20 protein-coding genes and 1 pseudogene are annotated in these 26,901 nt (G+C 59.1%); 8 read left to right on the top strand and 13 right to left on the bottom strand.

The features are described from left to right. Positions 1–94: 94 nt before the first annotated feature. Positions 95–757, top strand: a complete 663-nt coding sequence (locus tag K787_RS0116385) for a glutathione S-transferase family protein (RefSeq protein ID WP_022963896.1) — start codon at positions 95–97, stop codon at positions 755–757. Between the two features lie 130 nt (positions 758–887). Here the strand turns inward: K787_RS0116385 and K787_RS0116380 are convergent, their stop codons facing one another. The 4 genes from K787_RS0116380 to aptA all read right to left on the bottom strand — a co-directional run bounded on the left by K787_RS0116380 (position 888) and on the right by aptA (position 6,493). Continuing rightward, positions 888–2,792, bottom strand: coding sequence for a beta-ketoacyl synthase (locus tag K787_RS0116380; protein ID WP_022963895.1), 1,905 nt, complete (start codon positions 2,790–2,792; stop codon positions 888–890). 171 nt (positions 2,793–2,963) lie between these two features. Beyond that, the gene (locus K787_RS0116375; RefSeq protein WP_022963894.1) at positions 2,964–3,329 is read right to left on the bottom strand and encodes a cupin domain-containing protein; all 366 of its coding nucleotides are present in this window, start codon (positions 3,327–3,329) and stop codon (positions 2,964–2,966) included. A 74-nt stretch (positions 3,330–3,403) separates the two neighbouring features. Then, on the bottom strand, positions 3,404–4,900 hold the full coding sequence (locus tag K787_RS0116370; protein ID WP_022963893.1) for a CoA-acylating methylmalonate-semialdehyde dehydrogenase: 1,497 nt from the start codon (positions 4,898–4,900) through the stop codon (positions 3,404–3,406). A 261-nt stretch (positions 4,901–5,161) separates the two neighbouring features. After that, positions 5,162–6,493 carry an omega-aminotransferase AptA gene (gene aptA, locus K787_RS0116360; protein ID WP_040641081.1) on the bottom strand — a complete coding sequence of 444 codons (1,332 nt, stop codon included), beginning with the start codon at positions 6,491–6,493 and terminating at the stop codon, positions 5,162–5,164. Between the two features lie 282 nt (positions 6,494–6,775). Between aptA and K787_RS23450 the strand changes: the two are divergent. Continuing rightward, a pseudogene (locus K787_RS23450) lies at positions 6,776–7,931 on the top strand (MFS transporter). A gap of 143 nt (positions 7,932–8,074) precedes the next feature. On the opposite strand, the gene K787_RS0116350 reads toward K787_RS23450, so the two are convergent. The 5 genes from K787_RS0116350 to K787_RS0116330 all read right to left on the bottom strand — a co-directional run bounded on the left by K787_RS0116350 (position 8,075) and on the right by K787_RS0116330 (position 15,715). Then, positions 8,075–10,177 (bottom strand): TonB-dependent receptor family protein, encoded by a 2,103-nt coding sequence (locus K787_RS0116350; protein WP_022963891.1) that lies wholly within the window; start codon positions 10,175–10,177, stop codon positions 8,075–8,077. Between the two features lie 62 nt (positions 10,178–10,239). Next, a complete protein-coding gene (locus K787_RS0116345) occupies positions 10,240–11,430 on the bottom strand; it encodes an osmoprotectant NAGGN system M42 family peptidase (RefSeq protein WP_022963890.1) in 1,191 nt (396 codons plus the stop codon). A gap of 45 nt (positions 11,431–11,475) precedes the next feature. Continuing rightward, on the bottom strand, positions 11,476–13,224 hold the full coding sequence (ngg, locus tag K787_RS0116340) for an N-acetylglutaminylglutamine synthetase (protein WP_235801951.1): 1,749 nt from the start codon (positions 13,222–13,224) through the stop codon (positions 11,476–11,478). A 13-nt stretch (positions 13,225–13,237) separates the two neighbouring features. Beyond that, positions 13,238–15,010, bottom strand: coding sequence for an N-acetylglutaminylglutamine amidotransferase (locus tag K787_RS0116335; RefSeq protein ID WP_022963888.1), 1,773 nt, complete (start codon positions 15,008–15,010; stop codon positions 13,238–13,240). A gap of 186 nt (positions 15,011–15,196) precedes the next feature. Further along, on the bottom strand, positions 15,197–15,715 hold the full coding sequence (locus K787_RS0116330; RefSeq protein ID WP_022963887.1) for an Hcp family type VI secretion system effector: 519 nt from the start codon (positions 15,713–15,715) through the stop codon (positions 15,197–15,199). A 592-nt stretch (positions 15,716–16,307) separates the two neighbouring features. Between K787_RS0116330 and K787_RS23445 the strand changes: the two genes are divergently transcribed. The 3 genes from K787_RS23445 to gabT all read left to right on the top strand — a co-directional run bounded on the left by K787_RS23445 (position 16,308) and on the right by gabT (position 19,772). Continuing rightward, a complete protein-coding gene (locus K787_RS23445) occupies positions 16,308–16,775 on the top strand; it encodes a MarR family winged helix-turn-helix transcriptional regulator (protein WP_022963886.1) in 468 nt (155 codons plus the stop codon). A 219-nt stretch (positions 16,776–16,994) separates the two neighbouring features. Beyond that, positions 16,995–18,455: an NADP-dependent succinate-semialdehyde dehydrogenase gene (gene gabD, locus K787_RS0116320; protein ID WP_022963885.1), complete on the top strand. Its 1,461-nt coding sequence runs from the start codon at positions 16,995–16,997 to the stop codon at positions 18,453–18,455. 36 nt (positions 18,456–18,491) lie between these two features. Beyond that, complete coding sequence (gene gabT, locus K787_RS0116315) at positions 18,492–19,772, top strand: 4-aminobutyrate--2-oxoglutarate transaminase (RefSeq protein ID WP_022963884.1); 1,281 nt, start codon at positions 18,492–18,494, stop codon at positions 19,770–19,772. A gap of 80 nt (positions 19,773–19,852) precedes the next feature. Here the strand turns inward: gabT and K787_RS0116310 are convergent, their stop codons facing one another. Continuing rightward, complete coding sequence (locus K787_RS0116310; RefSeq protein ID WP_052185398.1) at positions 19,853–21,313, bottom strand: phospholipase D family protein; 1,461 nt, start codon at positions 21,311–21,313, stop codon at positions 19,853–19,855. A 47-nt stretch (positions 21,314–21,360) separates the two neighbouring features. Then, positions 21,361–21,744 carry a DUF805 domain-containing protein gene (locus K787_RS0116305; RefSeq protein WP_022963882.1) on the bottom strand — a complete coding sequence of 128 codons (384 nt, stop codon included), beginning with the start codon at positions 21,742–21,744 and terminating at the stop codon, positions 21,361–21,363. 173 nt (positions 21,745–21,917) lie between these two features. Between K787_RS0116305 and K787_RS0116300 the strand changes: the two genes are divergently transcribed. Genes K787_RS0116300 through K787_RS0116290 form a run of 3 tightly spaced genes read left to right on the top strand, consistent with a single transcriptional unit; the run spans position 21,918 to position 25,046 of the window. Beyond that, on the top strand, positions 21,918–24,482 hold the full coding sequence (locus K787_RS0116300) for an intermembrane phospholipid transport protein YdbH family protein (RefSeq protein ID WP_022963881.1): 2,565 nt from the start codon (positions 21,918–21,920) through the stop codon (positions 24,480–24,482). 16 nt (positions 24,483–24,498) lie between these two features. After that, positions 24,499–24,690, top strand: a complete 192-nt coding sequence (locus K787_RS0116295) for a YnbE family lipoprotein (RefSeq protein WP_022963880.1) — start codon at positions 24,499–24,501, stop codon at positions 24,688–24,690. A gap of 11 nt (positions 24,691–24,701) precedes the next feature. Beyond that, the gene (locus tag K787_RS0116290; RefSeq protein ID WP_022963879.1) at positions 24,702–25,046 is read left to right on the top strand and encodes a YdbL family probable chaperone protein; all 345 of its coding nucleotides are present in this window, start codon (positions 24,702–24,704) and stop codon (positions 25,044–25,046) included. Between the two features lie 22 nt (positions 25,047–25,068). Here K787_RS0116290 and K787_RS0116285 read toward each other — a convergent pair whose 3' ends face one another. Both K787_RS0116285 and K787_RS0116280 read right to left on the bottom strand, forming a co-directional pair. After that, on the bottom strand, positions 25,069–25,713 hold the full coding sequence (locus tag K787_RS0116285; protein WP_022963878.1) for a DUF3047 domain-containing protein: 645 nt from the start codon (positions 25,711–25,713) through the stop codon (positions 25,069–25,071). 138 nt (positions 25,714–25,851) lie between these two features. Beyond that, on the bottom strand, positions 25,852–26,853 hold the full coding sequence (locus K787_RS0116280; RefSeq protein WP_022963877.1) for a lipase secretion chaperone: 1,002 nt from the start codon (positions 26,851–26,853) through the stop codon (positions 25,852–25,854). Positions 26,854–26,901 lie beyond the last annotated feature (48 nt).

The following is a 26,901-nucleotide window of genomic DNA, read 5'->3' as shown; positions in this document are numbered from 1 at the left end:
TGGGCATTCAGCGGGCTTATGCCGCTGGAAATTTTTCCGGCGCAGCGCTACAACAACAGTACACAAGAATAACCCGCCTCGGAGAGTTCCTTTCATGCTTAAGCTTCATGGTTTTGCCGTCAGTAATTATTTCAACATGGTCAAGCTCGCGCTGCTCGAGAAGGGCCTGGATTTTGAGGTCAGGGTTGTTCATCCCAGCCAGGACCCCGAGTTTCTCGCCATCAGCCCGCGCGGCAAAGTGCCGAGCCTGGAAACCGAGTACGGTTTTATCAGCGAAACCAACGTGATTCTGGAATATCTCGAAGAAACCCACGGCGGCAAGCGTCTGTTGCCGGAGGACGCCTTTGAACGTGCCAATGTGCGGGCGTTGACCAAGGAGATTGAGCTGTATATCGAGTTGCCGGCGCGTAGTTGTTATGCCGAAGTGTTTTTTGGCGGTAAGGTTGATCAGGCGATCAAGGACAAGGCCAAGGCTGATTTGCTCGCCGGTGTCAGCGCGCTCAAGCGACACGGCAAATTTGCGCCCTATGTGGCGGGCAGCGAGATGAGCATCGCTGATCTTATGTTTCTCTACAGTATCGATCTGGCCAGCGTGGTGGCGCGCAAATTGTTCGACACCGACCTGCTGGCGGATTGGCCGCAAGCGCAGGCGCTGCTGAAAAAACTCAGCGAGAATGCCAATGTGCAGAAGGTCGAAGCTGACAAGAATGCCGAAATGGCCGCGTTTATTGCGGCGGCCAGGGCTGGTAAGAAGTAGCACTTTCGCTTCGGCGACTAGGGACCTGTTTTCGGCAATGTTCCAAAGGTCAAAATGGATTCCCGCTTTCGCGGGAATCCATTGAAAATTCCGGAATCACACACCCGCGTCGGATTGACACCAGAGCCGCCTAAATCATGTCCCCAAAGCGATCATCCTTGCGGAACACCAGCGGCTTGTTGAAGCCGGGAACTCGGATATGGTCCCGGGTGATCTCGATGTGTTTATCGTCGATCATGTTCTGCCCGAAGTTGTAGATGATATCCAACTGGCCCTTCAACGCGCGCTGGTCATAGGCCTGGGCGGCGCTGCGGGTTTGTTCGCGGCGTGTCAGGTAATCGGCAAAAGCGGCCTCGCCATAACGCTTGCGCAGCATCCTTTCGACCACATTCGGCGCCAGTACCACGGCGCTGGCGTTGTTGCCGCCAAAGCCCTTGGAGTTGATAAAGCAGACTTCCAGCGGGTTATCCGCGCGGTCGACGTCGTGTATATTGATGCGCAGGTTTTGCTGAAACACGTCTTCAGCAACGGCATCGATGGTCTTGATACCGGGTACGATCTGGTACTTAAAGGAACCCAAGGCTGACGCCAGTTGGTCGGCGCTGGCGCTGGCCAGCGAGTGGCCGACAAAGGCCTTGACCGCGGTCAGCGGCAGCTCATGTATGCCGAAGGCGTCGGCCACACGGTCCAGCAGTTCCGATTCAGTTGTCCGGTTGGCTGGCGTGCTGGAGCCGTGGGCGTGGATGAAGCTGCGTTGCTTGACGGCGGCCTCACCGACAATCTGCATGGCGCTGTGGATGGACTTGGACATGGTCAGGTAGTTGCCCGGACCAGGGGCGGAAATGGACTTCTTGAAGCCGTCGGCGTTGACGAACACGTCGGGCACCGCGCCATGAATATCCGCGCCTAGCTGCAGCGCCAGCTCGTCGTCCATCAGCATGAAAAATTGGCTGGACTCGGCCAGGGTAAAGCCGCAGTTCTGACTGAACGGCCGGCTGGCGCGGCGGAAATCGACGGCGTCCCGGCCTTCGATGCTGCGCAGGCCTTCTTCGGTTGCCAGCGCGCCCATGGCGCCATAACCCTCGATACATTCCTGGGTAATCGGCGCTTCGCCATTACCCACCAGCACCACACGGGCGCGGCCACTGGTGATCATTTCGGTGGCTTTTTGCAAGTTGTACAGGAAGCTGGCGCAGGCGCCGCTGATGGCGCCGGTAGTGCCGACGCTGCCGAGGATGTAGGCGTTGATAAAGTCCGCCGGCATGCTGTTCAAGCCCAACGCAAGTTGCTTGGCGCTGACCCGATTGCCCTTCAGGCGCGACTGCATCAGGCCGCCAAAGCTGTTTTCGTCCAATTGGCTCATGGCGCTGCTGGCGAACACGGCGATCTCGTCCGGCTGCACACAGTTGACGATGGTCTCCCAGGCAATGCCGGTGGAGCGCAGAGCATCGGTGGCGGCGACGATGGTCATTTGCAGGCCGCGCGGATGGAAGCGTGAGGCGTACTGTTCACCGGGCTCGAAGCCACTGGGAAGCTGGCCGGCGGACTTGACCGGCAGCGAACGATAACTGTCGACCTTGATGTCACAACCGTCGTACACGGTAACCATGACTTCAGTATCGTTAAGGTTCTCGATCACCCAGTCAGTGGGCAGCGGCTCGGGCAGTTGTTTGGCCAGGGTGATGAAGGAAAATGGCTTGCCGGCTTCACCTGTGATGGTCAGGTTTTTCTGCCAGTGGGCGGCATCCACATCCAGGTAGCGCTTTTCGATGCGGCGCACCAGGGTGCCGTCGAGAATCTGCGGACCAAAGCGCGACTCGATGTCCGCCGGGTTCAGTACCTGACCTTCGGCGTCGACATACTGGTCGTTTTCTACCTGTACCAGTTTCATCATAACCGCCAGTCCGGCCAGGGTTTCCTGGCGCTCGGCGCTGGGCAGAGACTCGATCACGGTGCGGCGAAACCCGTGGTGAAAGGAACTGCGGCCGGCGGCGTTGTAACCACCGAATCCGACAATAACCGGCAAACGCGACATAACGCATGACTCCTGGCAGTGCCCAACTGCTCCGCCGGCATTATTGCCAAGCTGAGCATTGGTATGTTCTTCGATTGCTTATGCTGACGAGAACTGTAACTGCTTGGTCACGTTTAGACCATGCCGATTTCACTTTGCAGTGAGCCCGGCGGGTCAGTTATGCGCCGCCGTTTAGCTGCCGGACTGTTCGAAGATCACGTAGACCTTGCGGGTTGGCTTGAGCACTTCCCAGCTGCCGACAAAGCCCGCAGGTATCACGAAGCGGTCACCGGCCTTGAGCTTGCGACTGCCGCCCTGTTGATCATGCAGGATGGATTCGCCTTCGAGAATTTCGCAATACTCGTGCTCGCTGTAACTGATGCTCCAGTGGCCGGGCTCGCAGGCCCAGACGCCGGTGGAGAACTGGCCACAGGGGCTGCTGTAGTGGTTTTGCACGCTTTGCGCCGGGTCGCCAGCCAGTACTTTGGCCGGGTCGGGGCGGTAGTGTTCTGCCGGAGTGCTGGCGATTGCGAAGTCGATGATGTCTTTGATCGGCATGCTGGGTTCTCTTGAGATAGCTTTCGCGGCGAGGCCTGTGGGAGCGCCGGCCTCGGCGCGAAAAAGGATGAAAACTACTTCATGGTCGGAATGCTGAACTCCGCACCCGAGCGAATACCGGTCGGCCAGCGCGAGGTAATGGCCTTGCGCTTGGTGTAGAAACGTACGCCGTCCGGGCCGTGCATATGCAGCGGACCAAACAGTGAGCGCTTCCAGCCGCCAAAGCTGTGGAAGGCCATGGGCACTGGAATCGGCACGTTGACGCCGACCATGCCGACCTGGATCTCGTTGCAGAACTGCCGCGCGGCGTCGCCGTCGCGGGTAAAGATCGCCGTGCCGTTACCATACTCATGTTCATTGATCAGTTTTACGCCGGTGGCATAGTCGGGCACCCGGACGATACAGAGTACCGGGCCGAAGATTTCTTCCTGATAGATGCTCATATCGGCGGTGACCTTGTCGAACAGGCAGCCGCCCATAAAGAAACCACCTTCCAGCCCAGGCACGCCAACGTCACGACCGTCGATCACCAGCTCTGCGCCTTCCTTCACGCCCAGGTCGACATAGCCCTTGACCTTGGCCAGGTGCGCGGCAGACACCAGCGGGCCCATTTCCATGCCGTCGCGCATGCCATTGCCGATCTTCAATGCTTTTACCTGTGGGCCCAGCGCCGCCACCAGCTTGTCGGCGACTTCGTCACCGACCGCGACGGCTACCGAGATGGCCATGCAACGCTCGCCGGCACTGCCGTAAGCTGCACCCATCAATGCATTAACGGTCTGATCCAGGTCGGCATCGGGCATCACCAGCATATGGTTTTTGGCGCCGCCCAGGGCCTGCACGCGCTTGCCGTGGGCACAGCCGGTGGCGTAGATGTATTCGGCGATCGGCGTGGAGCCGACGAAGCTGACGGCCTGCACATCGGGATGAGTGAGCAGTACGTCGACGGCTTCCTTGTCGCCGTTGACGACGTTGAGCACGCCATCGGGCAGGCCTGCTTCAGTCAGCAGTTCGGCCAGGCGCAGGGGTGTGCTCGGATCTTTTTCCGAGGGCTTCATGATGAAGGTGTTGCCGCAGGCAATCGCGATCGGAAACATCCACATGGGCACCATCGCCGGGAAGTTGAATGGCGCAATACCGGCGCACACACCCAGCGGCTGATTGACCGTCCAGGCATCGACGCCGCCGCCGACCTGTTCGGTATGCTCGCCCTTGAGCAGGTGCGGGATACCGCAGGCAAACTCGACCACTTCCAGGCCGCGGGTCAATTCGCCCTTGGCATCGTCGAACACCTTGCCGTGTTCACGGGTGATCAGCTCGGCCAGCTCGTCGGCATGGGCTTCGACCAGCGCCTTGTATTTGAACAGGATGCGCGCGCGATTTAGCGGGGTGGTTTTTGCCCAGCCCGGTTGCGCGGCTTTGGCTACCGCAATCGCCTGCTCTACTTCGCTGACGTTAGCCAGGGAAACCTGGCCGCGCTGTTCGCCAGTGGCGGGTTCGAATACCGGCTGAGTGCGCTCGCTGGCGGCGGTGCGCTTGCCGTTGATAAAGTGGGTCAGTTGCAGGGTCATTGGGTCACCAGTTTCACATTAACTTCGATTTGGGTTTGTTGCCGCTACGCACGGAGCTAAGCAGATGCGGTGGCGGATAGCCTGGTCAGGACCGTCGATGGCAGGTCGAAAATTGCTCCTGCATTTTCGACACTTCCGCCTTCCCTGGCGGTCGGGATGCCATCGCCGAGCTACAGGGATGTACTTGCGCGTATCCTGACCAGGCTGTCCGTTACCGCACCTCCCGCAAGGCGTAACAGAATCTTGAATTTAAAAAACCGCTTACGGAGTACGACGAATCACGTCCCCAAGTATATTGATCATCCGGTCGATATGGCTCTTTTCGACAATCAGCGGTGGCGACATGGCAATAATGTCGCCTGTGCAGCGTACCATCAGGCCGTCCCAATAACAGGCTTCGAACACCTCGTAGCCACGTGCGCCGGGCTCACCCTCGCGGCTGGCCATATGCACAGCACCGACCAGGCCAATGTTGCGAATATCGATCACGTGATGCAGATCCTTGAGGCTGTGCAGCGCCTCCTGCCAATAGATCTCCAGCTCCTGGGCGCGGGTCAGCAGGCCGTCTCTGGCATAAATGTCCAGGGTCGCCAGCGCTGCGGCGGCGGCTACCGGGTGACCGGAATAGGTATAACCGTGGAACAGCTCGATCAGGCCCTTGGGGCCGTGCATAAACGCCTGCTGAATCTGCTCACTGACAAACACCGCGCCCATGGGAATGGCGCCGTTGGTCAAGCCTTTAGCGGTGGTCATGATGTCCGGGGTAACGTCCCAGCGCTGCGAGGCGAAGGCGTCGCCGACCCGGCCATAGCCGGTAATGACCTCATCGAAAATCAGCAGAATGCCGTGCTTGGTGGTGATCTCGCGCAGACGTTTGAGATAGCCGACTGGCGGCAGGATCACCCCGGCGGAGCCAGACATCGGCTCGACGATGACCGCCGCGATGTTTTCCGCGCCGTGCAGTGTCACCAGTTTTTCCAGCTGTTCGGCCAATTCCGCGCCGTGTTTCGGCAGGCCGCGGGTAAAGGCGTTGCGCTCCAGATCCAGCGTATGCGGCAGGTGATCGACGCCCGGCAGCTGTACGCCAAAGGCTTTGCGGTTGTTGACCATGCCGCCAACGGATATGCCGCCAAAGCCGACACCGTGGTAACCCAGTTCGCGGCCGATCAAGCGGGTTCTTGTGCCTTCGCCGCGGGCGCGCTGGTAGGCCAGGGCGATTTTCAGTGCGGTATCTACCGACTCGGAGCCGGAGTTGGTGAAGAACACCCGGTTTAGGCCCTTGGGCGCAATCTCTACCAGTCGCTCGGCGAGTTGGAATGGCAGCGGGTGGCCCATCTGGAATGTCGGGGCGAAGTCCATTTTGACGATCTGTTTGCTGACCGCTTCGGCAATTTCCTTGCGGCCGTGCCCGGCGTTACAGCACCACAGGCCGGAGGTGCCATCGATGATCTGCCGGCCCTCCACATCGGTGTAGAACATGCCTTCGGCGCTTTCCAGCAGGCGCGGACGGCTCTTGAACTGCCGGTTGGCGGTAAAGGGCATCCAGAATTCGTCAAGGCTCAGGTCCTGAGACTGGGAGGCGGGCTGTTGCATGATGTTCATGAGGCTTTCCTGGCGCTGTTAAAGCGGATGGCTACGGAGCAAAAGATTGTCCCGAGTTTATGTCAAAAATAACAAACGAAAAAGACCGCGTTTAGCATTTAAAAGCAATATTTAGCGACCTTCTGTCAAATATATTGAATTTAAAGGGTGGGCTGATTACTGTTTGCCAGATCGAAGCCGGTCCCTTATGCCTTTTTTTGCCCATTGATCGGCTACTCAGGGAGCGTGCACTGGTCTTACTGTTTCGCTCTTAAGGGTGGGGTAGGCACGAGTATGGATTGGAAAACCTATGGCGTTGTTACCACAGCAGTGATCTGTGTCGGGCTGGCGCTGGGTATTACCTTGCCGCTGGTGTCGTTACGGCTGGACGAGTGGGGCTACGACGCCTTTGCCATCGGCATCATGGCGGGGCTACCGGCGGTGGGCATGCTGATCGGCGCGAAAATGACCGCTGGCCGGTTGGCTGGGGACCGAAAATGCCATGCGCCTGGTCATGCTGTGCAGCGCAGTATCGGTTGGGTTGTTGGCGGTGTCGCCGAGTTATGCGTTGTGGCTCGCGTTCAGGCTGGTGCTTGGCGTGTCGCTGACGGTGACCTTTGTGCTGGGCGAAAGCTGGATCAATCAGTTGATCGAAGATCGCCTACGTGGCCGGTTGGTCGCGGTATATGGCAGCGCTTTCGCCCTTAGCCAGTTGTGCGGGCCGCTGCTGCTGGGCGTGATCGGCACCGATAGCGATATCGGCTTCTGGTTGTCCAGCAGCTTGCTGATGCTGGGTCTAGTGTTGCTCCTTCAGGCAACGGGTGCGCCGGTGGTGGATGCCGCGAGTACTTCGGGGAGGGCTTTAATGGGTTTTGTGCGCAAGCTTCCCGCTGTTGCCTGGGCGGTGATGTTGTTCGCTGCCTTCGAGGCCATGACCCTGACCTTGTTGCCGGTGTATCTGATTCGCGAAGGTTTCGACGCGCAGCGCGCACTTTTTATGGTTGGCGCCGTGGTGATAGGTGATGCAGCATTACAGGTGCCGATTGGCTGGTTGGCGGACAAATTATCGCGGACCACGCTGTATAAGGCCTGTGGTTTGGTTTTGCTGGCTTCGAGCCTGGCGCTACCGGTGCTGCTGCAGAGCGTGCTGATCTGGCCGGTCCTGGTGGTGTTTGGCGCCAGCGCCGGAGGGCTTTATACCTTGTCGCTGATTTTGATCGGGCAGCGTTATCGTGATGATGCGCTGGTGCGCGCCAATGCACATATTGCCATGCTGTGGGGTATTGGTAGTTTGCTCGGACCGTTGTCCACCGGTGCCGCCAGTCAGTGGCTGAGCAGCCATGCGCTGCCGCTGTTGATGGCTATGGCGGCTTTAATATTCATTGTTCTTGCCTGGCAGCGCGGCGCTTTTAGCGATGTGGCTGTTGTTGAGCCTACCGCTCAGGCCTGATGGGGGACGAGCTGCATCTTCACCTGGGGTGTTGTGGTTGAGCACGCTGGCCGAGGTGGAACTCGGCCTTCCCGGGAGCGGTGTTTGGGAGTTCGAGTTCCACCTCGACCCGCGGCGTGGCGGCAAATAAATAGGCGCCAGACCTATTGCCACTGATATTGCAAGCCGACCCCGACCAGCCATTGGCGGTCCGGTGCGGGCTCGTAGTAGCGGGCCCCGGTGCCATTGACGATCAACGAGCCGATATATTCACGGTCACCCAGATTGTCGATACGTGCGAAAGGTTCGACTTCCCAGCTGCCCACCGCATGGGTGTAAGCCGCACGCCAGTTGAATACGGCATAGCCGGAGGCCTCGGCGGTATTGTCATCCGTCGCATAGCGTTGGCTCAGGCTCTGGGCTTCCAGCGCGGTGATAAAACCGCTGCCGGGCGGCCGCCAGCTGAGCTCAGCGAACAGGCTGTGGCGCGGCACGCCGGGGAGATCCTTGCCGGACAGGTCATTGCCTTCACTGTCGATGTAGCTGTCGAAGCGGGCATCCAGCAGCGTATAGGCCAAGTAGGCGCTGATACCGTGGTCGAAGTTCTGTTCCACCGCCAACTCCACACCGCGTCGGGTCGAGCGGCCAGCGTTGACGAAAGTGCTACGCCCGGTACTGAGCTGATTGGGACCGGTGACGATTTCGTCTTTGACGCGGCTATGGAACAGTGCCAGATTGATGCGGGTCTGTTCATGGTGCAGTTTGAGGCCGACCTCGGCATTGCGTGACTCGCTGGGCCGCAGGCCGAAATTCAGTCCACTGCCCTGTTCCTGATAGGCCAACTCCTGAAAGGTCGGTGTTTCAAAGCCTTGGCCCAGCGCAGCATACAGGCTCACTGCCGGCGTCCATTGATAGCTTAAGCCCAGCGCGGGATTGGTCTGACTGTAGCGTACGCTGCCACTGTCGTCCTGGCCGTCGCTCAGATAGTCGTCGTCAGAGTCAAACTCAACGCGGCTATGGCGTACGCCGGCAGTCAGTGTCCAGCGTGGGTCTAGTTGCCAGGTGCTGATCAGGTATAGGTCCTGGCTGTCTACGGCGTTGAATTCATCTCGTCGTTGAGCACCCTTGTTGCCGCCACTATTAACAAAGCCCTCGCGCTGTTCGCCCTGATAGTCGTAGGTGATGCCCGCGGCCAGTTCGACGGGTAAGCCAAACAGCTCAGTATTGCGCTGCCAGCCGAGCTCGCCGCCGCCAAAGCCTCGATCAAGTTCGATAACGCCACCGCTGCCTGGACGAAACTCGTCGTCTACAATGGTGTTGTTGCCGGGAAACGCCAGATACTGCTGCACATATCGCTCGCCGCCATAGACCATCAACGTGAGCTGATCATCATTGCTCAGCCGGCGCTGATAATTAAGCCCTGCCTGGTTATGCCGCACTGTCTTACGTGTGTCGTACTCGTAGGCGCGGCTGAAGACCTGGCGCCGATCCTCGCGTACCTGCTGCGCGGTCAAACCCAGCGGGTCCTGGGTTTCGGGTTGGTCGAGGCTGTTGATCAGCAGGGTCAGGCTGGAGGCATCGTCGATATCCCAGCCCAGGCGCAGATTCGCGGTATCACGCCGCGTCTTGCTATGGTCGCGATAACCATCGGTCTCTAGCCGGGCGACGTTGGCGCTGATGTTCAGGGCGCCATGTTGGCCGCCGTAGCGCAAGCGCGAGCGGCGCAAACCGTCGGGGCCGAATGCCGTGCGATTTTCCAGCGTCGGGTAAAAGCTGCCTTCGCCGGTGAAGCCCTGAATGATGCCGCCGGAAGCATTGCCGTAGAGCGTGGTCAGCGGACCGCGCAGCACCTCGATACGCTGCAGGCTATCCAGATCGAACAGTGCCGGCTGGCCCTGGCCGTCGGGCATGGTCAGCGGAATGCCATCCTGGAGCAAACGCACTCCACGCACGCCAAACGCCGCACGCGCGCCGAAGCCGCGGGAGGATATCTGCAGGTCCTGGGCGTAATTCTGCCGGTTGACGGCCACCAAGCCGGGCACACGTTGCAGTGACTCGGATAGATTGGCGCCCAGATTGGCCGTCTCCAGTTGCTCGGCGCCGAGGGTGTCGCGAGCCAGCGGCAGCCGCCTATTCTGCTCCTGCGCCTCGCTACCGAGTATCACTTGAGCAGGCAAGCTGAGTTGCCGGTCCTGCGCGAAGCTGATGCTAGTGGCGCCAAGGCTGGCGAACAGGCCAAGGGCGCAGGGTGTGAGTTTTTTTATCAAGTTATACTATTCCGCTTCAGGCAAACCCTGACTATACCGCGCCAGGGGATGCCTGCCGATGATCAGGTTTTGGGTTTATGTTGCGAAAGAATGCGCTTTAACGGCGGCAATACGGTATCGCTGGCGCTGACGGTTTCGTCGCTCAGTTGCTCGCGGAAGTTCTCCAGCGGTGGGTGGTTTTTCTCGTCATGTTCGAATACCGGCGCGCTGAACATATAAGCCACTAGCAGACGGTTTAATGCGGCCAGGCTATCGCGGTGGGTGCGTTCGTAGCCGTGGGTCGCGTCCGTGCCAAAGCCAATCAAGGCTATACGCGTGTCGGTGCCGGAACGGATCGCTGATTCTGCGTCGCTGTGGTAATAGCGAAATAGATCACGGCGCACCGGTATCTCGTCGCGGTGGCAGAGGCTCTGCAAGTGCCGTGTCAGGTGGTAATCGTAAGGGCCGCCGGAGTCCTGCATGCACAGCGTGACCGAATGCTCGGTTGTGCTCTGGCCGGCAGCCGAGGGGGCGATATCCACGCCAACGAACTCACTGACATCCCAGGGCAGCACGCCAGCGGAGCCGGTGCCGGTTTCCTCGGTAATGGTGAATACCGGATGGCAGTCCATCGGCAGCAGTTCGCCACTATCGACCACCTGCTTGATTGCGGTAAGCAGCGCCGCCGCGCCAGCCTTGTTATCCAGATGCCGGGAATTGATATAGCCAGTATCGGTAAATTCGGGACACGGATCGAAGGCGACAAAATCGCCAACATGAATGCCCAGGGCCTCAGTTTCGGCATGGCTGGTAGTAGCGGCGTCCACGCGCAGCTCGACCGTATCCCAACTGACGGCCAGGCTGTCTACGCCCTCATTGAAGGCATGCCCCGAGGCCATCAACGGCAGTACGCTGCCGCGCAGGCAGCCGTGGTCGCCAAACAGGCTGACCCGGCTACCCTCGGCAAAGCGGCTGGACCAGTGGCCGATAGGGGCTAGCTGCAGACGACCGTTATCCTTGATGCCGCGCACCATGGCGCCAATAGTATCCAGATGGGCTGCTATCGCGCGGTCCGGGGTGGCCTGCTTGCCCTTGAGTGTGGCGCGAATGGTGCCACGCCGGGTCAGCTCATAGTCCACGCCCATGGCGTCCAGATGCTCGGCGACATAGCGCACGATGCCATCGGTAAAGCCGGTGGGACAAGGAATAGCGAGCATCTCCAGCAGGGTGCGCTCGAGAAATTCCATATTCGGTCCGGGGTAGATCTCGGTCATGCATTCCTCCGTTTTGTGCCTGTGTTTCTTGTGGCTATGTTGCCGTCATGATTGTGAACGGCTAAGCGGAAACAGCAGGTCGATAAAGCGTTCTGCGGTCGGTTGCGGTTCATGGTTGGCCAGGCCGGGGCGTTCATTGGCCTCGATGATGACGTAAGCCGGCTCATCCGGTTCTGGCACCATCAGGTCCAGCCCGGCCACGGGTATTTCCAATGCCTTGGCCGCGTCGATCGCGGCCTGCCTAAGCGTCGGATGCAGCTTGCGGGTAACGTCTACCAGCATGCCGCCGGTATGCAGGTTGGCGGTGCGGCGCACGAACACTTGCTTTCCATAGGGTATTACATCATCCAGGCTGAAGCCTTGGGCTTCAACCGTACGCCGAGTTTCGTCGTCCATCGGTATACGGCTCTCACCCTGAGTGCTGGTCTGGCGTCGGCGGCTTTGTTTTTCAATCAGTTGCTTGAGGGTTTTTACCCCATCGCCACAGACCTCGGCAGGCCGTCGGATCGCTGCGGCCACTACCTCGTAGTTGATAACCAGCACACGCAGATCCTGGCCTGGGTGATAGCTCTCCAGCAGCACCTCGCTGTCGAATTGATGGGCTGCAGCAATAGCTGACTCCAGCGCGTCGGCATCCCGGATATCTACCGCGACGCCCTGCCCCTGCTCGCCGTCGTTGGGCTTGACGACCAGGGCGTGGTGTTCGGATAGAAACGCAGCGTTATCTGTGGCCGCGCCCGCTAGCTGAAATTGCGGTGTGCTCAATCCGGCCCGGTGCAGCGTGCGATGGGTAAGATGCTTGTCCTGGCAGAGGGTCATGCTGATGGCGCTGGTCAGGTCGCTGAGCGATTCCCGGCAGCGGATTCGCCGGCCGCCGTGGGTCAGGCTGAAGAGCCCCGCTGCGGTATCGTGGATATTGACCTCAATGCCCCTGCGTCGAGCCTCGCGGGTGATAATCCGGGCATAGGGGTTCAATTCCTGATCCGAATCCGGACCAATAAACAGCACCTGATTGATGCTGTTCTTGCGCTTTAAAGCAAAGGTGCGCAACTTGCGAAAACCCAGCTTGCGGTACAGTGCCTTGGCCTGCTTGTTGTCGTGCAGCACCGAAAGATCGAGGTAGGAACAGGTGCGGCTCATAAAATACTCAACCAGGTGTCGAACCAGCGTCTCACCAACGCCGAAACGCTGGGTGCTGCTGTCTACCGCGAGGCACCAGAGGCTTGATCCCTGCTCCGGGTCATTGAAAGCCTTATGGTGATTAAGGCCCATCACGGTACCGATCACTTCACCGCTGTCCTCATCTTCGGTCAACCAGAAGATCGGGCCGCCGGCCTCGCGGGGGGTGATTTTATCCGGGTCCACGCAGGCCATATTCTGCGACTTGTACAATCGATTGATTGCCTCCCAGTCTGCATCGCCATGCGGGTGTCGTAGGTTAAATCCCTGGGGGCTCTCGTGCGCAGGCCGATAGTCGCTGAACCACAGGCGTAGGGTGTCGGATGGGTCGAGGAACAGCTGCTGTGGGGCGAAGGACAGCACTACCTGCGGATCTTCGACGTAGAGCACGATATCGCGCTCGCCGGTTTCTTCATCCAATAGCGTCCCGGCCAACAGGCGATAGTCGGAAAAGGTCTGCCCGAATAACAGCCTGCCCCAACCGCAATGCACCGTCGCATCGGTGGCCGCGCCTTGGCTGGTGCCCTGCTTGGCATGGCTGGCGCGCAGGCGCTCAAAGGTGGGGGCAGTACCGCGCTGCAGGCGTTGTTGATCCGGTGGCATGGGTCTGGACATGGTCAGTCATTCCTTACAGATTGTGCGCATCAAGCCACAAGCCCAACATCGCCAGCTGCCACAGTTTGGAGCCGCGCAATGGCGTGATGTGCGCCTTGGGATCGCTGAGCAAGGTGTCGATATAACCGGGATTGAACAGGCCGCGCTCAAGGGCGCGCTGGCTGGTAAGCGATTCTGTGACCCAGTCCAGGGTGGAGCCTTCCAGGTATTTCAGGCCGGGCACCGGAAAATAACCCTTGGGCCGGTCGATCACTGCGGCGGGAATCACCTTGCGCGAGGCTTCCTTGAGCACATATTTGCCATTGTCGGGCAGCTTGAAGCGGCCGGGCACACGAGCTGCCAGCTCTACCACCTCGTGGTCAAGGAAGGGCACGCGCGCTTCCAGGCCCCAGGCCATGGTCATGTTATCCACGCGCTTGACCGGGTCATCGACCAGCATCACCTTGGTGTCCAGGCGCAGGGCCTTGTCCAGGCCGCTGTTCGCGCCCGGTTGGGCAAAATGTTCGCGAATAAAATCGCCGGCATAGTCGTGTTTGGCCCAGCCTGGGCTGACGGTTTGCTGGTATTCCGCGAAGCTGCGATCCATAAAGGCCTGTTGGTAGGCGGCGACCGGATCGGCTGCTTGGTCCACCTGCGGATACCAATGGTAGCCGGCAAAAATCTCATCTGCGCCTTGGCCGCTCTGTACCACCTTGCAGTGCTGGCTGACTTCGCGCGAAAGCAGGTAGAAGGCGATACAGTCATGGCTGACCATAGGCTCATTCATCGCGCCGATGGCGCTGGGTAGTTGTGCGATGATTTCTTGCTCGGGGATCATCAACTGGTGATGCTCGGTGGCGAAGTGCTCAGCAATCAGATCCGAATATTGAAACTCGTTTCCCGCCTCGCCGTTAACGTCGGCAAAGCCGATAGAGAAGGTCTGCAATTTTTCCGCGCCGGCTTCGCGTAGCAGACCGACCAGCAGGCTGGAGTCGACGCCGCCGGAGAGGAGCACGCCGACATCCACCGCCGCCAGGTTGCGCCGTTTAACCGAGGCGCGCAGGCTATCGAGCACCCGCTCTTGCCAGTCATCAAAGGACAACGACTGTTCGTCGGCACAGGCACCGTATTCCAGATCCCACCAACGCTGCTGCTGACTGCTGCCGTCGCTTTCCACGCGCATCCAATGGCCGGGCGGCAGTTTCTCTATGCCGTTGAGCAGGGTCAGCGGCGGCGGTACTACGGCGTGGAAAGACAGATAATGATTCAGCGCGACCGGGTTGATGCTGGTATCAACGCCGTCGCCTTGCAGTAACGCGGTCAGGCTGGAAGCAAAGCGCAGACGCTGATCCGTGCGGTTCAAATACAGCGGCTTGATGCCCAGGCGGTCACGCGCAAGAAACAGCCGATGGGTATCGCGCTCCCAGATGGCCATGGCGAACATGCCGTTGAGGCGCGGCAATAATTTCTCGCCCCAGGCATGGAAGCCCTTGAGTACCACTTCGGTATCGCCGCCAGAAAAGAACCGGTAGCCCAGGCCCTCCAGTTCGGCGCGCAGTTGCGGGTAGTTATAGATGGCGCCGTTGAATACCAACGACAAGCCTGCTTCGGCATCCACCATCGGCTGCCCGGAGGCTTCAGCAAGGTCCATGATCTTGAGTCTGCGATGGCCCAGCCCCAGGCTTCCTTGCGCCCAAAGCCCCGACGCGTCCGGGCCGCGCTGGGCCATGTGGCGGGTGATACGGTCCAGGGTCGCCATGTCTGCCGGCAATCCATCAAAACGAAACTCTCCTGCAATTCCGCACATACTGACGCCCTTTTTAGGGGGTGAGTGTAAGTGGGCTGTTTCGCCCTGTTGCTAAGGTATGGACAGGCTGTCGGGCTTAGAGTTGCGTTTAAAAATGGCAGGTTGGTTGTGTAGTTAGTTGGGGAAAGAGGCGGGTAAAAGACATCAGCCGGGAGGGCCGGCTGATGTCGATAAAACGCTTACGACTTACGCGGAAATCGGCGTGCGCCAGTCGTCAGAGCCGGACGTGCCGGAGACTTCATGGGTCCAGACAATCTTGCGGTAAGTGAAGTACACATCTTCCAGGTGGGTAAAATGGGACTGAGCCGGATCCTGGCAGTTCGGCATATGCGACTGCACGTCGACGATGATGGCGTCTTGCAGTTCGATGGTGAAGTAGTGCTCCTGGGTTCCGGTAGAAGAGGTGCGGAACCACTCCAGACGGCAGCTGCTCAGACGCTCGCCGGAGGTCAAGGCGTTGAAAATCAGCGGGGAAGACTTGTCAAAGACCTTGGTGATCATCAGCGGTTTGTGCACGCGCTGGCCGGTGGGCTGACCCGATTGCGGATCGCGTGGAATGATGACTTGGTGATCAAAGGCCTGAACCAGAATCTGGTCTTCATGACCTTCCTGGAAAATGTTGCCTACCGAATCTTCGGTAAAGGTGCCGGCAGTGATCAGACCTTGCTTGGTACCTTCGATGGACATATATGCGGGTGTTGGCATTATAGCTCTCCTTGCCTGGTGGATTGGACTGGGTGTCCGGAAGCTCTAATCATTACAAGGCCCGTGCCATCATTTTTAAATCCATTTAAATCAATTGCTTATGGGTAGCCGTCAAAGTAGGGAAGCGCTGCTGTGACCTTGGTCACGGAAATGTGAGCAAGGGTTGGCGCACCGATGCGCAAAAAGTAGCGCACTGGCTTAAGCGGCCTGCATTGGCTGGGTTTACACAACTTATGCACAAGCTTATGCACAGACGGGTGTGCAAGGGCTGGCGCAGTATTTACTGGTGCTCTAGGGCCCTGCGGTGGTGGGCGGTTTATCGAAGCGCATTTAGCGGTACTGCCACATCTGATAAAAGCCGGCGAGAATAGTCAGGCTGGTCGGCTTATGCAGGGGCTTGAGTCGCAGCAAACTATTTTGAAGTAAAAATAAATTTGTTGTAATCTAGCCAGACGAAAAACTGGATTTATCGCAATAGCTGGGTTTAGATGGGCGCTTGATACCCCCGCACCCAGAAATCTAGTTACTACTGTAATATTTAGACTTTATGGCAAAATGCGCCCTCGATTGAGAGTGCGGCCGGGAGCTGAGCATGTATATGATGCACGACCTTTACCTTGCGTTGCGACGCTTGCAGCGCGCTACTGAAATACATGCCAAGCGCTTGGGCCGGCATAGTGGTCTTACTCCTATCCAATTATTGATCATGCATAGCATCCAGGCGATGGGGGAAGGTACTCTCGGCGATCTGGCAAAGAAAGTCAGCGTCTCTCAGGCTACGCTCAGTACCATTATTGACCGTCTTGAGAACCGTGAGTTGCTGCAGCGCATCCGTAGCAAGAGTGACAAGCGCAAAGTCCACCTGGCTTTGACGGTCAAGGGATCGGCTGCGATCCAGGCTGAGCCTGCGTTGTTACCGGCGGCGTTTCTTGAGCGTTTTGGCAAGCTGCCCGATTGGGAGCAGTTGATGATGCTGGCCAGCCTGCAACGGGTAGCCGGTTTGCTTGAGGCCGATCAACACGGCCCGGCTGAATTGTTTGAAAGCGAGTCTGCGGCCTGACCGTAGACGCGCCAGCCACCATGGCTATGCTGCGAAGGACCGCGGCCTGACATCACCGCGTTACAACATTCCCTTCGGTTTTCGATTCTCGATTTTTTGATTAGGGCTATTGCCTGATTCCTTTCTGCGCCTTAGCATGTTTGAAATATCAAACATCTATGTTGTAAATGCATTACGCCTGATGGGCGACTGCTTTACCGGTTATCAGAGAGGATTATCATGGAATTGCACGCCCCGGATCTGTTTCGGCAACAAGCCTTTATAGCTGGCCATTGGTGTGAAGCCGATCTCGGCGCGCGTACTGACATATTCAACCCGGCCAACGGCGAGCGGCTGGGCAGCGTGCCGAATATGGGTGTGGACGAAACCATTCGTGCCATCGAGGCCGCCCGGGCAGCCCAGCCGGCCTGGCGCAAACGCACGGCCAAGGAGCGGGCGGCAGTGTTGCGCAAGTGGTTCGATCTGATGATGCTGCACCAGGAGGATCTGGCGCGCATCATGACCGCAGAGCAGGGCAAGCCATTGGCTGAAGCCCGGGGTGAAGTCGCCTATGCCGCCTCCTTTATTGAATGGTTCGCCGAAGAGGCCAAACGCGTGTATGGCGAGACCATCCCTGGCCACCAACCGGACAAACGCATCATCGTGCAGAAAGAGCCGGTGGGCGTGACAGCGGCAATCACCCCGTGGAACTTCCCGGCGGCAATGATCACCCGCAAGGCTGCGCCAGCGCTTGCTGCTGGGTGCGCTATGGTGCTCAAGCCCGCTCCGCAAACGCCCTTCTCCGCACTGGCTCTGGCTGCACTGGCAGAGCAGGCTGGCTTGCCGGCCGGCCTTTTCAGTGTGATTACCGCGGATGTCGACAATGCCATCGCGGTGGGAGGCGAACTGTGCCGCAATCCGATTGTGCGCAAACTGTCGTTTACCGGCTCCACCGGGGTGGGTATCAAGCTGATGGAGCAGTGTGCGCCGACGCTGAAAAAGCTATCGCTGGAACTGGGCGGCAATGCGCCCTTTATCGTGTTTGATGACGCTGATCTGGATGCGGCGGTTGAAGGCGCGATGATTTCCAAGTACCGCAACGCCGGCCAAACCTGTGTCTGCGCCAACCGTATTTATGTGCAGGACGGGGTTTACGATGCGTTCGCCGCCAAGCTGGTCGAGGCGGTGAAAAAGCTCAAGGTCGGTGACGGTGCGTCTGCAGACGTGACCACTGGGCCGCTGATCAACGCGGCGGCGGTGACCAAGGTGCAACAGCATTTGCAAGACGCGACCGACAAGGGCGCCAAGGTGCTGATCGGCGGCAAGCCCCATGAATTGGGCGGTTTTTTCTTTGAGCCTACGGTGCTGGCGGATATCGACAGCAGCATGCTGGTGGCCCGTGAGGAAACCTTCGGCCCGCTGGCTCCGCTGTTCCGTTTCAGCGATGAAGAGGATGTGATACACCAGGCCAACGATACTGAGTTCGGCTTGGCAGCTTATTTCTATGCGCGCGATCTGAGCCGGGCTTTCCGGGTCGCCGAGGCATTGGAATACGGCATGGTGGGTATTAATACCGGCCTGATTTCCACCGAGGTGGCGCCTTTTGGCGGGATGAAATCCTCCGGGCTGGGCCGCGAAGGGTCCAGGCACGGCATCGATGAGTACGTCGAAATCAAATACCTGTGCCTGGGTGGCATCTGAGCCCTGCTTCAGGGTCAGCACTGTTGGAGGTTGAATATGAGCAAGACCAATGAATCCTTGATGCAGCGCCGGCACGATGCGGTCGCCCGTGGCGTCAGCCAGATCCACCCGATATTCGTGCAGCGTGCGGAAAACGCCACTGTCTGGGACGTCGAAGGCCGTCAGTATATTGATTTCGCCGGCGGTATCGCCGTGCTCAATACCGGCCATCGACATCCCAAGGTGATGGACGCGGTGAAAAGGCAGATGGAGCAGTTTACCCATACCTGCTTCCAGGTACTGGCGTACGAGCCCTATGTGGCGCTGTGCGAAAAGCTCAACAGCCTGGTGCCCGGCGACTTTGCCAAGAAGACGCTGCTGGTGACCACGGGCTCCGAAGCACTGGAAAATGCGGTAAAGATCGCTCGGGCGGCGACCGGGCGCGCGGGTGTGATTGCGTTTACCGGTGGCTACCACGGTCGGACGATGATGACGCTATCGATGAACGGCAAGGTCTCGCCCTATTCTGCGGGTATGGGCCTGATGCCCGGTGGTGTCTACCGCGCACAGTTTCCCTGTCCGTTACATGGCGTCAGTGATGATGACGCGATTGCCAGCATCGAGCGCATTTTCAAGAACGATGCCGAACCGCGGGATATTGCTGCGATCGTTATCGAACCAGTACAGGGTGAAGGTGGTTTTTACGTTGCCAGCCCGGCGTTTATGAAGAAGCTGCGCGAACTCTGCGATCTGCATGGCATTGTGCTGGTGGCTGATGAGGTGCAGAGCGGTGCGGGGCGTACCGGCACTTTCTTTGCGATGGAGCAGATGGGTGTCGCGCCGGACCTGACCACTTTTGCCAAGTCGATTGCCGGTGGCTTTCCGGTCGCTGGGGTCTGCGGTCGTGCCGAGTTGATGGACGCGATTGCGCCTGGCGGCTTAGGTGGCACCTACGCGGGTAATCCGCTGGCCTGCGCTGCGGCGCTGGCGGTTATCGAAGTGTTCGAGGAAGAGAATTTACTCGCGCGCAGTTGCACCCTGGGCGAGATGATCATGGGTCGGTTGCGTGACATTGCCACGCAGGACAAGCGCATTGGTGATGTGCGTGGCCTGGGTGCAATGGTTGCATGCGAACTCTTCACTCCCGAGTGCCGGCCGGACGCCGAACTGGCTGCCAAGGTAGTAGCGCTGGCCCGTGATAAGGGCTTGATCCTGCTGTCCTGCGGCCAGTACGGCAATGTGATCCGTATTCTGGTGCCGCTCACGGCCAGCGATATGGAAGTGCAGGCGGGGATGGATATCGTCGCTGCGTGTTTTGCCGAGCTAGGGGGCAACTGAGCTACAAGCGGCAAGCTTCAGGCTTCAAAAAAGGCAGGGACGCTACTTTTGCTTGCCGCCGCGCCAGCCTCTGCTGGCGCCTAGAACGTCGATATCCCGGAAAACTCCATAAACCGGTAAAGCGCATAACGCCAGCGTGAGTGGTCGGCAAAGTCGGCGTAGGGCAGGCTGTGCTGCTCGCCATTCGGGTTATTCCAGCTACGTTCAAATTGTTCGCGTGCCGCGTGCATGACAGCCTGTTGGGCTGGCGCCAGTAGCCTCACGCTGGTTTCCAGGTTCAGGTCGTCCAGATTGCGCCGGGTAAAATTGGCTGAGCCGCTAATCAGCTCGCTGGTGCCATCGGCGCGATCCAGCCGCAGCCATTTGCGGTGGCACTGCTCGCCCTGGGTGGCGCACCAACGCACCTCGATCCCGGTCTTGTGCAGCTCCCAGGCAACCTGCCGGTTAGGCACGCCGTTCTTCTCCCGGCCGAAAGCGTCACGGTTAGCATCCATCAACACGCGCAATTGCACGCCCCGCTGCTGCGCGCGGATCAGCGCTTCAATCAATGGGCGATGGGAGAAATAGAATACTTCCAGATCAAGCCGGTCACCCGGTTGCGCACTGTCGATCAATTCCAGCAGCGCGTCACGTATCGCCGCCTCGGTCAAAACCTGCAGCTGTGCGCCTTCGTTGGCGGTGGCTGGTGGCGGGCTCGGCCAGTCAGAGGTCTCTATCTCAGAGGAAAAGTGCAGGACCGCCGCCTCGCTGGCCAGCAGGTCCAGCGCCGCAGCGCCACTGAAGCGCAGGGCATTGTTGCTATGTCGGCTGCTGGCGTCATGTGGGTTGCCTGAAGTGACCAGTCCGGTCCAGCTGTCACCCTCATCGACAATCAGCGTCTTGCGGTGGTTGGCGCGGAAGTTGAGCAGGTGCAGATAGCTGCGCAGCGTGACTTTGCCTGCACCGACCGGATTGGGTACCCAGCCGCTTTGTGCATCGTTGCCCAGGTAGCTGCAACACAGGCGCCAGATACCCGACCATACTGGATTGGACGCCGGGAGTTGGCCGATGTCGGTCATCACCAGCGTCACGCCGCCGTCTTCCAGCGCCTGCAGGTGGGCATTGTGCACGCCACCGTAGAGTGTATTGAACGGGTCGGTGATGACCACGATGGGCATGTTCGGATGGCGTGAGCGTGCCTGTAACAGACTTTCCGTCAGCTGTGCCGAAAGGGGCCGATAGCTATCCTGGCCGGCGAAGTCATTGAACAAAAACATATCTACGACGATCAGTTTTCGAGCCTGGCTTATCAGGTCCAGCACCTCGTCGAATACCTGTTGCTCGCTGACGCGCTGCTGTTCGCTGGTCACATAGGTTTGGTCAATCAGTAAGCCGACATCCTGCGCTTCGCGCAGCGGTGGGCTGTTCGATAACCCCGGGGGTAGCGGTTGAAACGCCTGGCAACCGCTCGCCAGTAGCCAAACGCAAAGACCTGCTAACACGATCCAGCGTAATGGCCGGTAGCTTGACCGGCGGCGGACGAAGAAGAGCGGTGAGGGCATGCACATTACTCGGGGGAAGAGCGAGCGGTTGCTCGCTCGCGGGACGATCAGGCGAGCGTTTCGCCATCCATGCCCTTGGGGTCAGGGCCGTATTGGTTGCTGCCTGGCTTACTGTCGAGCACGGTAAAGACCAGCAATACCAGCGCGCCAATCAGCGGTATAAAGGCAATCAGTATCCACCAGCCGCTACGGCTAATATCGTGCAGCCGCCGCACGGTTACCGCGAGACTGGGGATAAGAATCGCCAGCGCGTAAATGCCGCTTAACAGCCCCATGCCAGCCTCCATGCTGTAGAGTCCGATCATGCCGTCGACAAATGACAGCACCAGCATGGCGAGCATATTGAACAAGGCAAAAAACCAGTATTCCTTGCGCCGCGCTCGACCGCTGAATACGGCGTATTTTCTCAGTACTTCAAGATACCAATCCATAGTGTCTCCTTGGTTAGGCCGGGTTACCGACCACAGCGTGCAACCAGTCCCTGTGACAAGTTGCTAGGCCGAGTGATTATAGGGAGGGTAACGGCACTCTGCTACTGGAGTAGATCAGCAATGTGCGCTGTCTTACATGCTAATCTGGCGAAAACACCGACAAGAGGCAGTGCATGCGCAAGGCGTTGAGCATAGTAGTGGGGCTAGTTTGCCTGATTCTGCTGCTGATGGCGGTCGCTGTGTTTCTCGCCCAGCGGGCGTTGACGGCGGCGGGCGTCGAGCAACTCGATTGGCAGGGCCTGCGCTTGGATCACAGCGGCTTGCAGATTGAGCAGTTAAGCGGCCGTTATCGTGACCAGCAGGGGCTGTTGGGCTTCCAGTTCGGCGAGCTGACTGTGCGCTTGGGCGGCGAATCGCCGCTGCGTCTGGCGGCGCTTGAGGTACAGAATCTGGCTCTTGATTGGCAGCCCGGTGCAACGCTGGCGCAGGAAGATGCCGGAGCCGTACCTGATCCGCTGGCGTGGGCCCAGCAGCTCGCATGGCTGCCGGACCGCGTGCAGGTTGAGCAGCTTCAAGTGCGGCTACCCTGCGCAGCTGGGCACTGTACAGCCGAGGGTCAATTGCAGCTAAGCAGGGCCGAGGCCGAGCGTTTTGTCTCGCGAGTGGTACTGCGGGCCGCCGAGGGCACGCTGGAATTGGACGCTCAATTGCAACCCGGCACCGATGCCTTGGCGTTACAGGCGCAACTGCAATTATCCGGTCGCCCTGCTGCGGTGCTTGAGGGGCGCTGGTCCGAACCGGAACAGACGCCTGTCTGGGAAGGCCGGCTGCAGGTGTTGGAGTGGCCGCAGGCTGACTGGCTATTGACCTATATAACGCCCTGGTTAGGCCACCAGAATTACCCTTTTCAGCAGTTACCTACGGGCATGCAGGCGGACATGGAATGGACGCTGGCGGCCCAGGTGCAACCGCTGCAATGGACTGATCTATTTGAAGGCCAGGTGCAGCTACGTGCGGAGATGAGCTTGCCACAACCTTGGTTCTGGCAGGACGTTGGCGAGTTGCAGGGGCGGCTTGAACTTGATCTGGATGGAGATAACGGCCGTTGGCAGTTGCGCCAGGGTACAGCCCGGCTGCTCATAGAGCAGCCGGCTTTCAAGGTGCTGGCGGATCTGCCTGCCGACCTTCGCCCTACTCGCCTGAATGTACAGATCGATCCGCAAAGCGGCAGTGTATTGGACGCAGCCACGGCGATTTCGCTGGAAATTAAGGGGCAGGCCAGCGGGCCGGTGGAGTTGAGTTTGGCCGGAGGCATCGTGTTGGCTTCACAGCCGCAATGGCAGGCGCAATGGCAGCAGTTGATGCTGACGGGCAGTGCCGACAGGCTGGAACTGGAGGCACTGAGCTTGCGCGGGATCAAGCTGCAATGGCCCCTGAAAGGCAAAGTCAATGCGCAGCAACTGGATGTGCAGCTCGGCAGCGGCGCCACATTGCGCGCGGCTTCCGCCTCGGCCCCCTCAGCCGACATGCTCTTGGCCACGCCCAGCCTGGATCTGAGTGGATTGCAGCTACGTACGCCGCTGGACAACCCGCAAGACACCATCGCGCAAGGCCGGCTTAATCTGTCGGCGGCCAGTGCCAGTCACGCTCTGCTCAAGCCACAAGGGTGGATGCTCGAGGGTCAACTGGATTATGCCGCTGAGCGTATTGGCTGGAAGGGTGTGGTCAAGGGTGAGCGCGGCTTAGCCATGGATGTGCAGTTTGCTTGGCCCAGTGGTGGAGCGTGGCAGGCAGACGTGGCCTTGCAGGAAGTGTTTCTGCGTGCGGCCAATCCGCTGGCCGCGACGCTCGCTGATTGGCCGGCGCTGCTGAGCTTCGCGAGTGGCAGACTTACCGGCCAGGTGCAGGCGGTCGGATCCTCTGGCCTGGACAGCCTGACAGGACAGCTAAGGCTATCCGGCGGCAAGGGCATTTATGATCGGCTGACGTTCGAAGGTATGACGGCCACCGCAGCGGTGAGCCTCAAGGGCGAGGCACTGCTGGTTGATTTTCCCAATCTGCGACTGCAAGCGCTAGACCCCGGGATGCCGCTGGGCCCACTGACCTTCACCGGTGATTACAGCGCGACGCTAGCGGCGCCTGACAAGGGCCGGATTAGGATCAAGGCGGCGCAGATGGGCATGCTCGGCGGCGAACTCAGGCTGATGCCGACCACTCTGGTCCTGGCAGAGCCTCGGCAAAGCGTGATTGTGGAATTGGCAGGCGTTGAACTGGCCAGTCTGTTCGAGGTCTATCCTGCAGAAGGGTTGAGCGGGCGTGGCACGCTGGATGGTCGCCTGCCAGTCAGCTTGGAAGCGGGTAAATTATTAATAGATGAGGGTCAGCTGCAGGCCCGTGAGCCCGGTGGTTTTTTGCGCTATCGGTCGGCAAAGTTGGAAGATCTGGCGCGTACCAACGTTGGCATGCGCCAAGTGGCGGCCGCACTGGATGATTTCCATTACAGTGTATTGTCCTCGGATGTAGCTTATGATCAGGATGGCTTGTTGATTCTGGGTCTGCAGCTGCAGGGGCGCAATCCTTCTCTGGAAGGCGGCAGGCCGATTCATCTGAATATCCGGCTGGAAGAAAATGTGCCGGCGCTGTTGGCCAGTTTGCAGCTTAGCGGGCAAGTCAGCGAGATTATCCAGAAGCGGGTGCAGGAGCGATTTTTACAGCAGCGCTTGGCACCAGCCCCATGATCAAGGAGTAGTAAGCATGCGATGGCGTCTGATACCGGTAACGGCCGTGGCGTTCTGCGTTCTGGCGGGCTGCACGCCGACAGTGCAATTGGCAGCCCCCAACGAGCCGATCAATATCAATCTGAATGTGAAGATCCAGCATGAGATCTATATCAAGGTCGACAAGCAATTGGACGAACTTTTCAGTGAATCCAGTGGCCTGTTCTAGGGGGAAATGACATGCGCATGAATAGTCGGTTTTTTGCAGTATTGCTGGCGCTCCTGATGAGTTCGCCAGTGTGGGCGCTGAGTCTTAATGAGGCGATGTCGGCCCTGCCTGCGGCCAAGTCGGCGGGTCTGGTTGGCGAGCAACCTGATGGCTACCTCGGGGTGGTGAGTGCGTCCGGTAACGCCGGTGATATTGCGCGCCAGATCAATCAGGCGCGGCGTCAGGAATATCAGCGGCTGGCCCAGGAGAACGGCATCCAGCTGCGCGACGTGGAATCTATTGCCGGGAAAAAAGCCTTGGAACGCACGCCCTCTGGCCAATACATTTTGCTCAATGATGTGTGGATGAAAAAATAACGCCGGGCTGACTTCGGCGGGTCTAGTCGCCCTCGGCATGCCAACTGATGCTGCCATACCAACCCGTTGCCGGCTGTTGACTATTGTCGCAGTCGGTCATGATGGCAATGCCATCGATACTGCCTGGGTCCATCCCGTGGTAGGTTTGAAAATCCTCTCGCACGTTGCGCCGTTCACTGACCAGCTTACCCGCAGCGGGCGGCTCACCGCTGCGCAGCGCCAGCATATGTGCGTTAGCGGTGTAGGCATTTGGCCAATCAGACCCGGCCGGCTGCGTACTTGACCATACATAGTTCAGCGCTTTGGTGCGCCAGGGCAATAGGCCGCCGTCCTTAACCACATACAATCTCACCGGATAATCGTCACCGGCCTTGCTGGTTTCATCAATATTGGCGAAGGTGTTTGCCACTGCCCAGGACCATCTGAGCACCGGCGTCTGTTGCAGATCGATGCTCTGCTCCAGGTACAGCGCCGAAGCGCCATTGATACATTGCGCACGCAGCAAGGTCTGGTTATCGCGTTGTTCCAGGCTGTAACGGGTGGCGCCAGAAAAGTCGCGGCTGTCCCAGGTGAGCATCTGGGCGGGGGATATGTCAGCAGCCGTGGTCATGGACACTACCAGCAGGGTTAGCACTATGGTCATCGCAGGCAGAGCTGATTTAATCATGATTCGGCTTTTTCTCAGTCGATTTGGCCTGAGCCCTCCGGGTTTCACTAGCCTGAAACGTCGCCCAGCCCTCCCAATCATGTGGGGCGCCACTGCGCGGTCCGGGTGCAGTGGCAAGCAGTTTTGGCGTCTGTCGGCCTATTCAGCCGCCATATCGAGCAAGCTGCTGACTCGAACGCGCTCGTTGGCGCTGAAGCGGCTCTCAAGTAGCTCCTCAATCGCGGCGTGCTTATCCTCTTCGGCCAGGCCATGATAGCGCAAAATCGCTTCCCGCTCGGCGCTGAAGGCATCCATACGTTTTTGCCATTGCAGGCGTTCCTGGTCCAGTTGTTCCAATCGGCCGGTCGCTTCGGGGCCGACCAGTGACAAGCGCAATTCTCGCACTTGACTCGGCTCCGCGCCCTGCTCAAGCAACTGCTCGGTCTGCACCGTGAGTTCCTGATGAATCTGCGGTATGAGTAGATCCTGTACGTCCTCGGGCAGGCTTTGGCGCAGGTTTTCGATCATCGCCGCCTTGTCCACATCGTTCAGGTTGGGGTCTTGCAGAATCGCCAGCCGCTCCAGGGTGAAGTGGTTGTAGACCTCTTCTGCGGCAAAAAAGGCAGCATGGGCTTGCGCGCTGAACAGCCGGGCACGCAGCCGCTGTACCTGGTCTTCTCTGGCACGTAATGCGGCAATGTCAGCCACTACCGGAAAGCCCTGCTCCAGCTCTACGAGCTCGGTCTTGTAGTCAATATAGTTTTGCAGCAATGCCTGTGCCTGACCCAGAGCCGGCTGTTGCAGTTGGCTGGCCAGATAGATGCGGATGCGCTCGGCGGCTTCGTCAAAGCTGATTTCACCGACGCTGGTAAAAAAGTAATCAAACAGGTAACGCAATTGCTCGCTGATCACCAGATTGCCCTGGGCATCGACTTCCAGGGTGCCATCTACTTCTGTATCGCGCAGTGAATCAATCCCGTCAGTTGGCGAGGACAAGCCCAGACGCTGGCTGGACGGCTGCGTGGGTTGGTAGGTCGGCGTTGGGGCTGCCGCCTGCGGCGCTTTTGCGTGTTCGGTTACGATCAGATCTTCTGGCGCGAGCAGTTGCCAGCCGACGAGCAATGCTGCGGCGGCGAAGGGGAGGTAGATCAGTGCTTTCATTCAGGCTCCATTGAGCAGAATTGGCAGGAAATAGCGCGGCCGGCCCGT

It is taken from the genome of Halopseudomonas pelagia CL-AP6 (assembly GCF_000410875.1).
Taxonomy (GTDB): Bacteria; Pseudomonadota; Gammaproteobacteria; order Pseudomonadales; family Pseudomonadaceae; genus Halopseudomonas; species Halopseudomonas pelagia.
The sequence above is the reverse complement of the archived record's forward strand: the minus strand, read 5'-3'. Positions and strand labels throughout refer to the sequence as shown.

What these genes read in the sequence shown, in the direction of transcription:
- K787_RS0116345 (WP_022963890.1), bottom strand. Translation starts at nt 11,430, where the DNA reads ATGACCGAGATCTACCCCGGACCGAATATGGAATTTCTCGAGCGCACC.
- K787_RS0116370 (WP_022963893.1), bottom strand. Translation starts at nt 4,900, where the DNA reads ATGACCCTGCAACTGACCCACTTTATCAACGGCAAGCGCACCGCCGCC.
- K787_RS0116295 (WP_022963880.1), top strand. Translation starts at nt 24,499, where the DNA reads ATGCGATGGCGTCTGATACCGGTAACGGCCGTGGCGTTCTGCGTTCTG.
- K787_RS23445 (WP_022963886.1), top strand. Translation starts at nt 16,308, where the DNA reads ATGTATATGATGCACGACCTTTACCTTGCGTTGCGACGCTTGCAGCGC.
- K787_RS0116285 (WP_022963878.1), bottom strand. Translation starts at nt 25,713, where the DNA reads ATGATTAAATCAGCTCTGCCTGCGATGACCATAGTGCTAACCCTGCTG.
- K787_RS0116380 (WP_022963895.1), bottom strand. Translation starts at nt 2,792, where the DNA reads ATGTCGCGTTTGCCGGTTATTGTCGGATTCGGTGGTTACAACGCCGCC.
- K787_RS0116335 (WP_022963888.1), bottom strand. Translation starts at nt 15,010, where the DNA reads ATGTGCGGAATTGCAGGAGAGTTTCGTTTTGATGGATTGCCGGCAGAC.
- aptA (WP_040641081.1), bottom strand. Translation starts at nt 6,493, where the DNA reads ATGCAACAGCCCGCCTCCCAGTCTCAGGACCTGAGCCTTGACGAATTC.
- K787_RS0116375 (WP_022963894.1), bottom strand. Translation starts at nt 3,329, where the DNA reads ATGCCGATCAAAGACATCATCGACTTCGCAATCGCCAGCACTCCGGCA.
- gabD (WP_022963885.1), top strand. Translation starts at nt 16,995, where the DNA reads ATGGAATTGCACGCCCCGGATCTGTTTCGGCAACAAGCCTTTATAGCT.
- K787_RS0116300 (WP_022963881.1), top strand. Translation starts at nt 21,918, where the DNA reads ATGCGCAAGGCGTTGAGCATAGTAGTGGGGCTAGTTTGCCTGATTCTG.
- ngg (WP_235801951.1), bottom strand. Translation starts at nt 13,224, where the DNA reads ATGTCCAGACCCATGCCACCGGATCAACAACGCCTGCAGCGCGGTACT.
- gabT (WP_022963884.1), top strand. Translation starts at nt 18,492, where the DNA reads ATGAGCAAGACCAATGAATCCTTGATGCAGCGCCGGCACGATGCGGTC.
- K787_RS0116305 (WP_022963882.1), bottom strand. Translation starts at nt 21,744, where the DNA reads ATGGATTGGTATCTTGAAGTACTGAGAAAATACGCCGTATTCAGCGGT.
- K787_RS0116290 (WP_022963879.1), top strand. Translation starts at nt 24,702, where the DNA reads ATGCGCATGAATAGTCGGTTTTTTGCAGTATTGCTGGCGCTCCTGATG.
- K787_RS0116385 (WP_022963896.1), top strand. Translation starts at nt 95, where the DNA reads ATGCTTAAGCTTCATGGTTTTGCCGTCAGTAATTATTTCAACATGGTC.
- K787_RS0116310 (WP_052185398.1), bottom strand. Translation starts at nt 21,313, where the DNA reads ATGCCCTCACCGCTCTTCTTCGTCCGCCGCCGGTCAAGCTACCGGCCA.
- K787_RS0116280 (WP_022963877.1), bottom strand. Translation starts at nt 26,853, where the DNA reads ATGAAAGCACTGATCTACCTCCCCTTCGCCGCCGCAGCATTGCTCGTC.
- K787_RS0116330 (WP_022963887.1), bottom strand. Translation starts at nt 15,715, where the DNA reads ATGCCAACACCCGCATATATGTCCATCGAAGGTACCAAGCAAGGTCTG.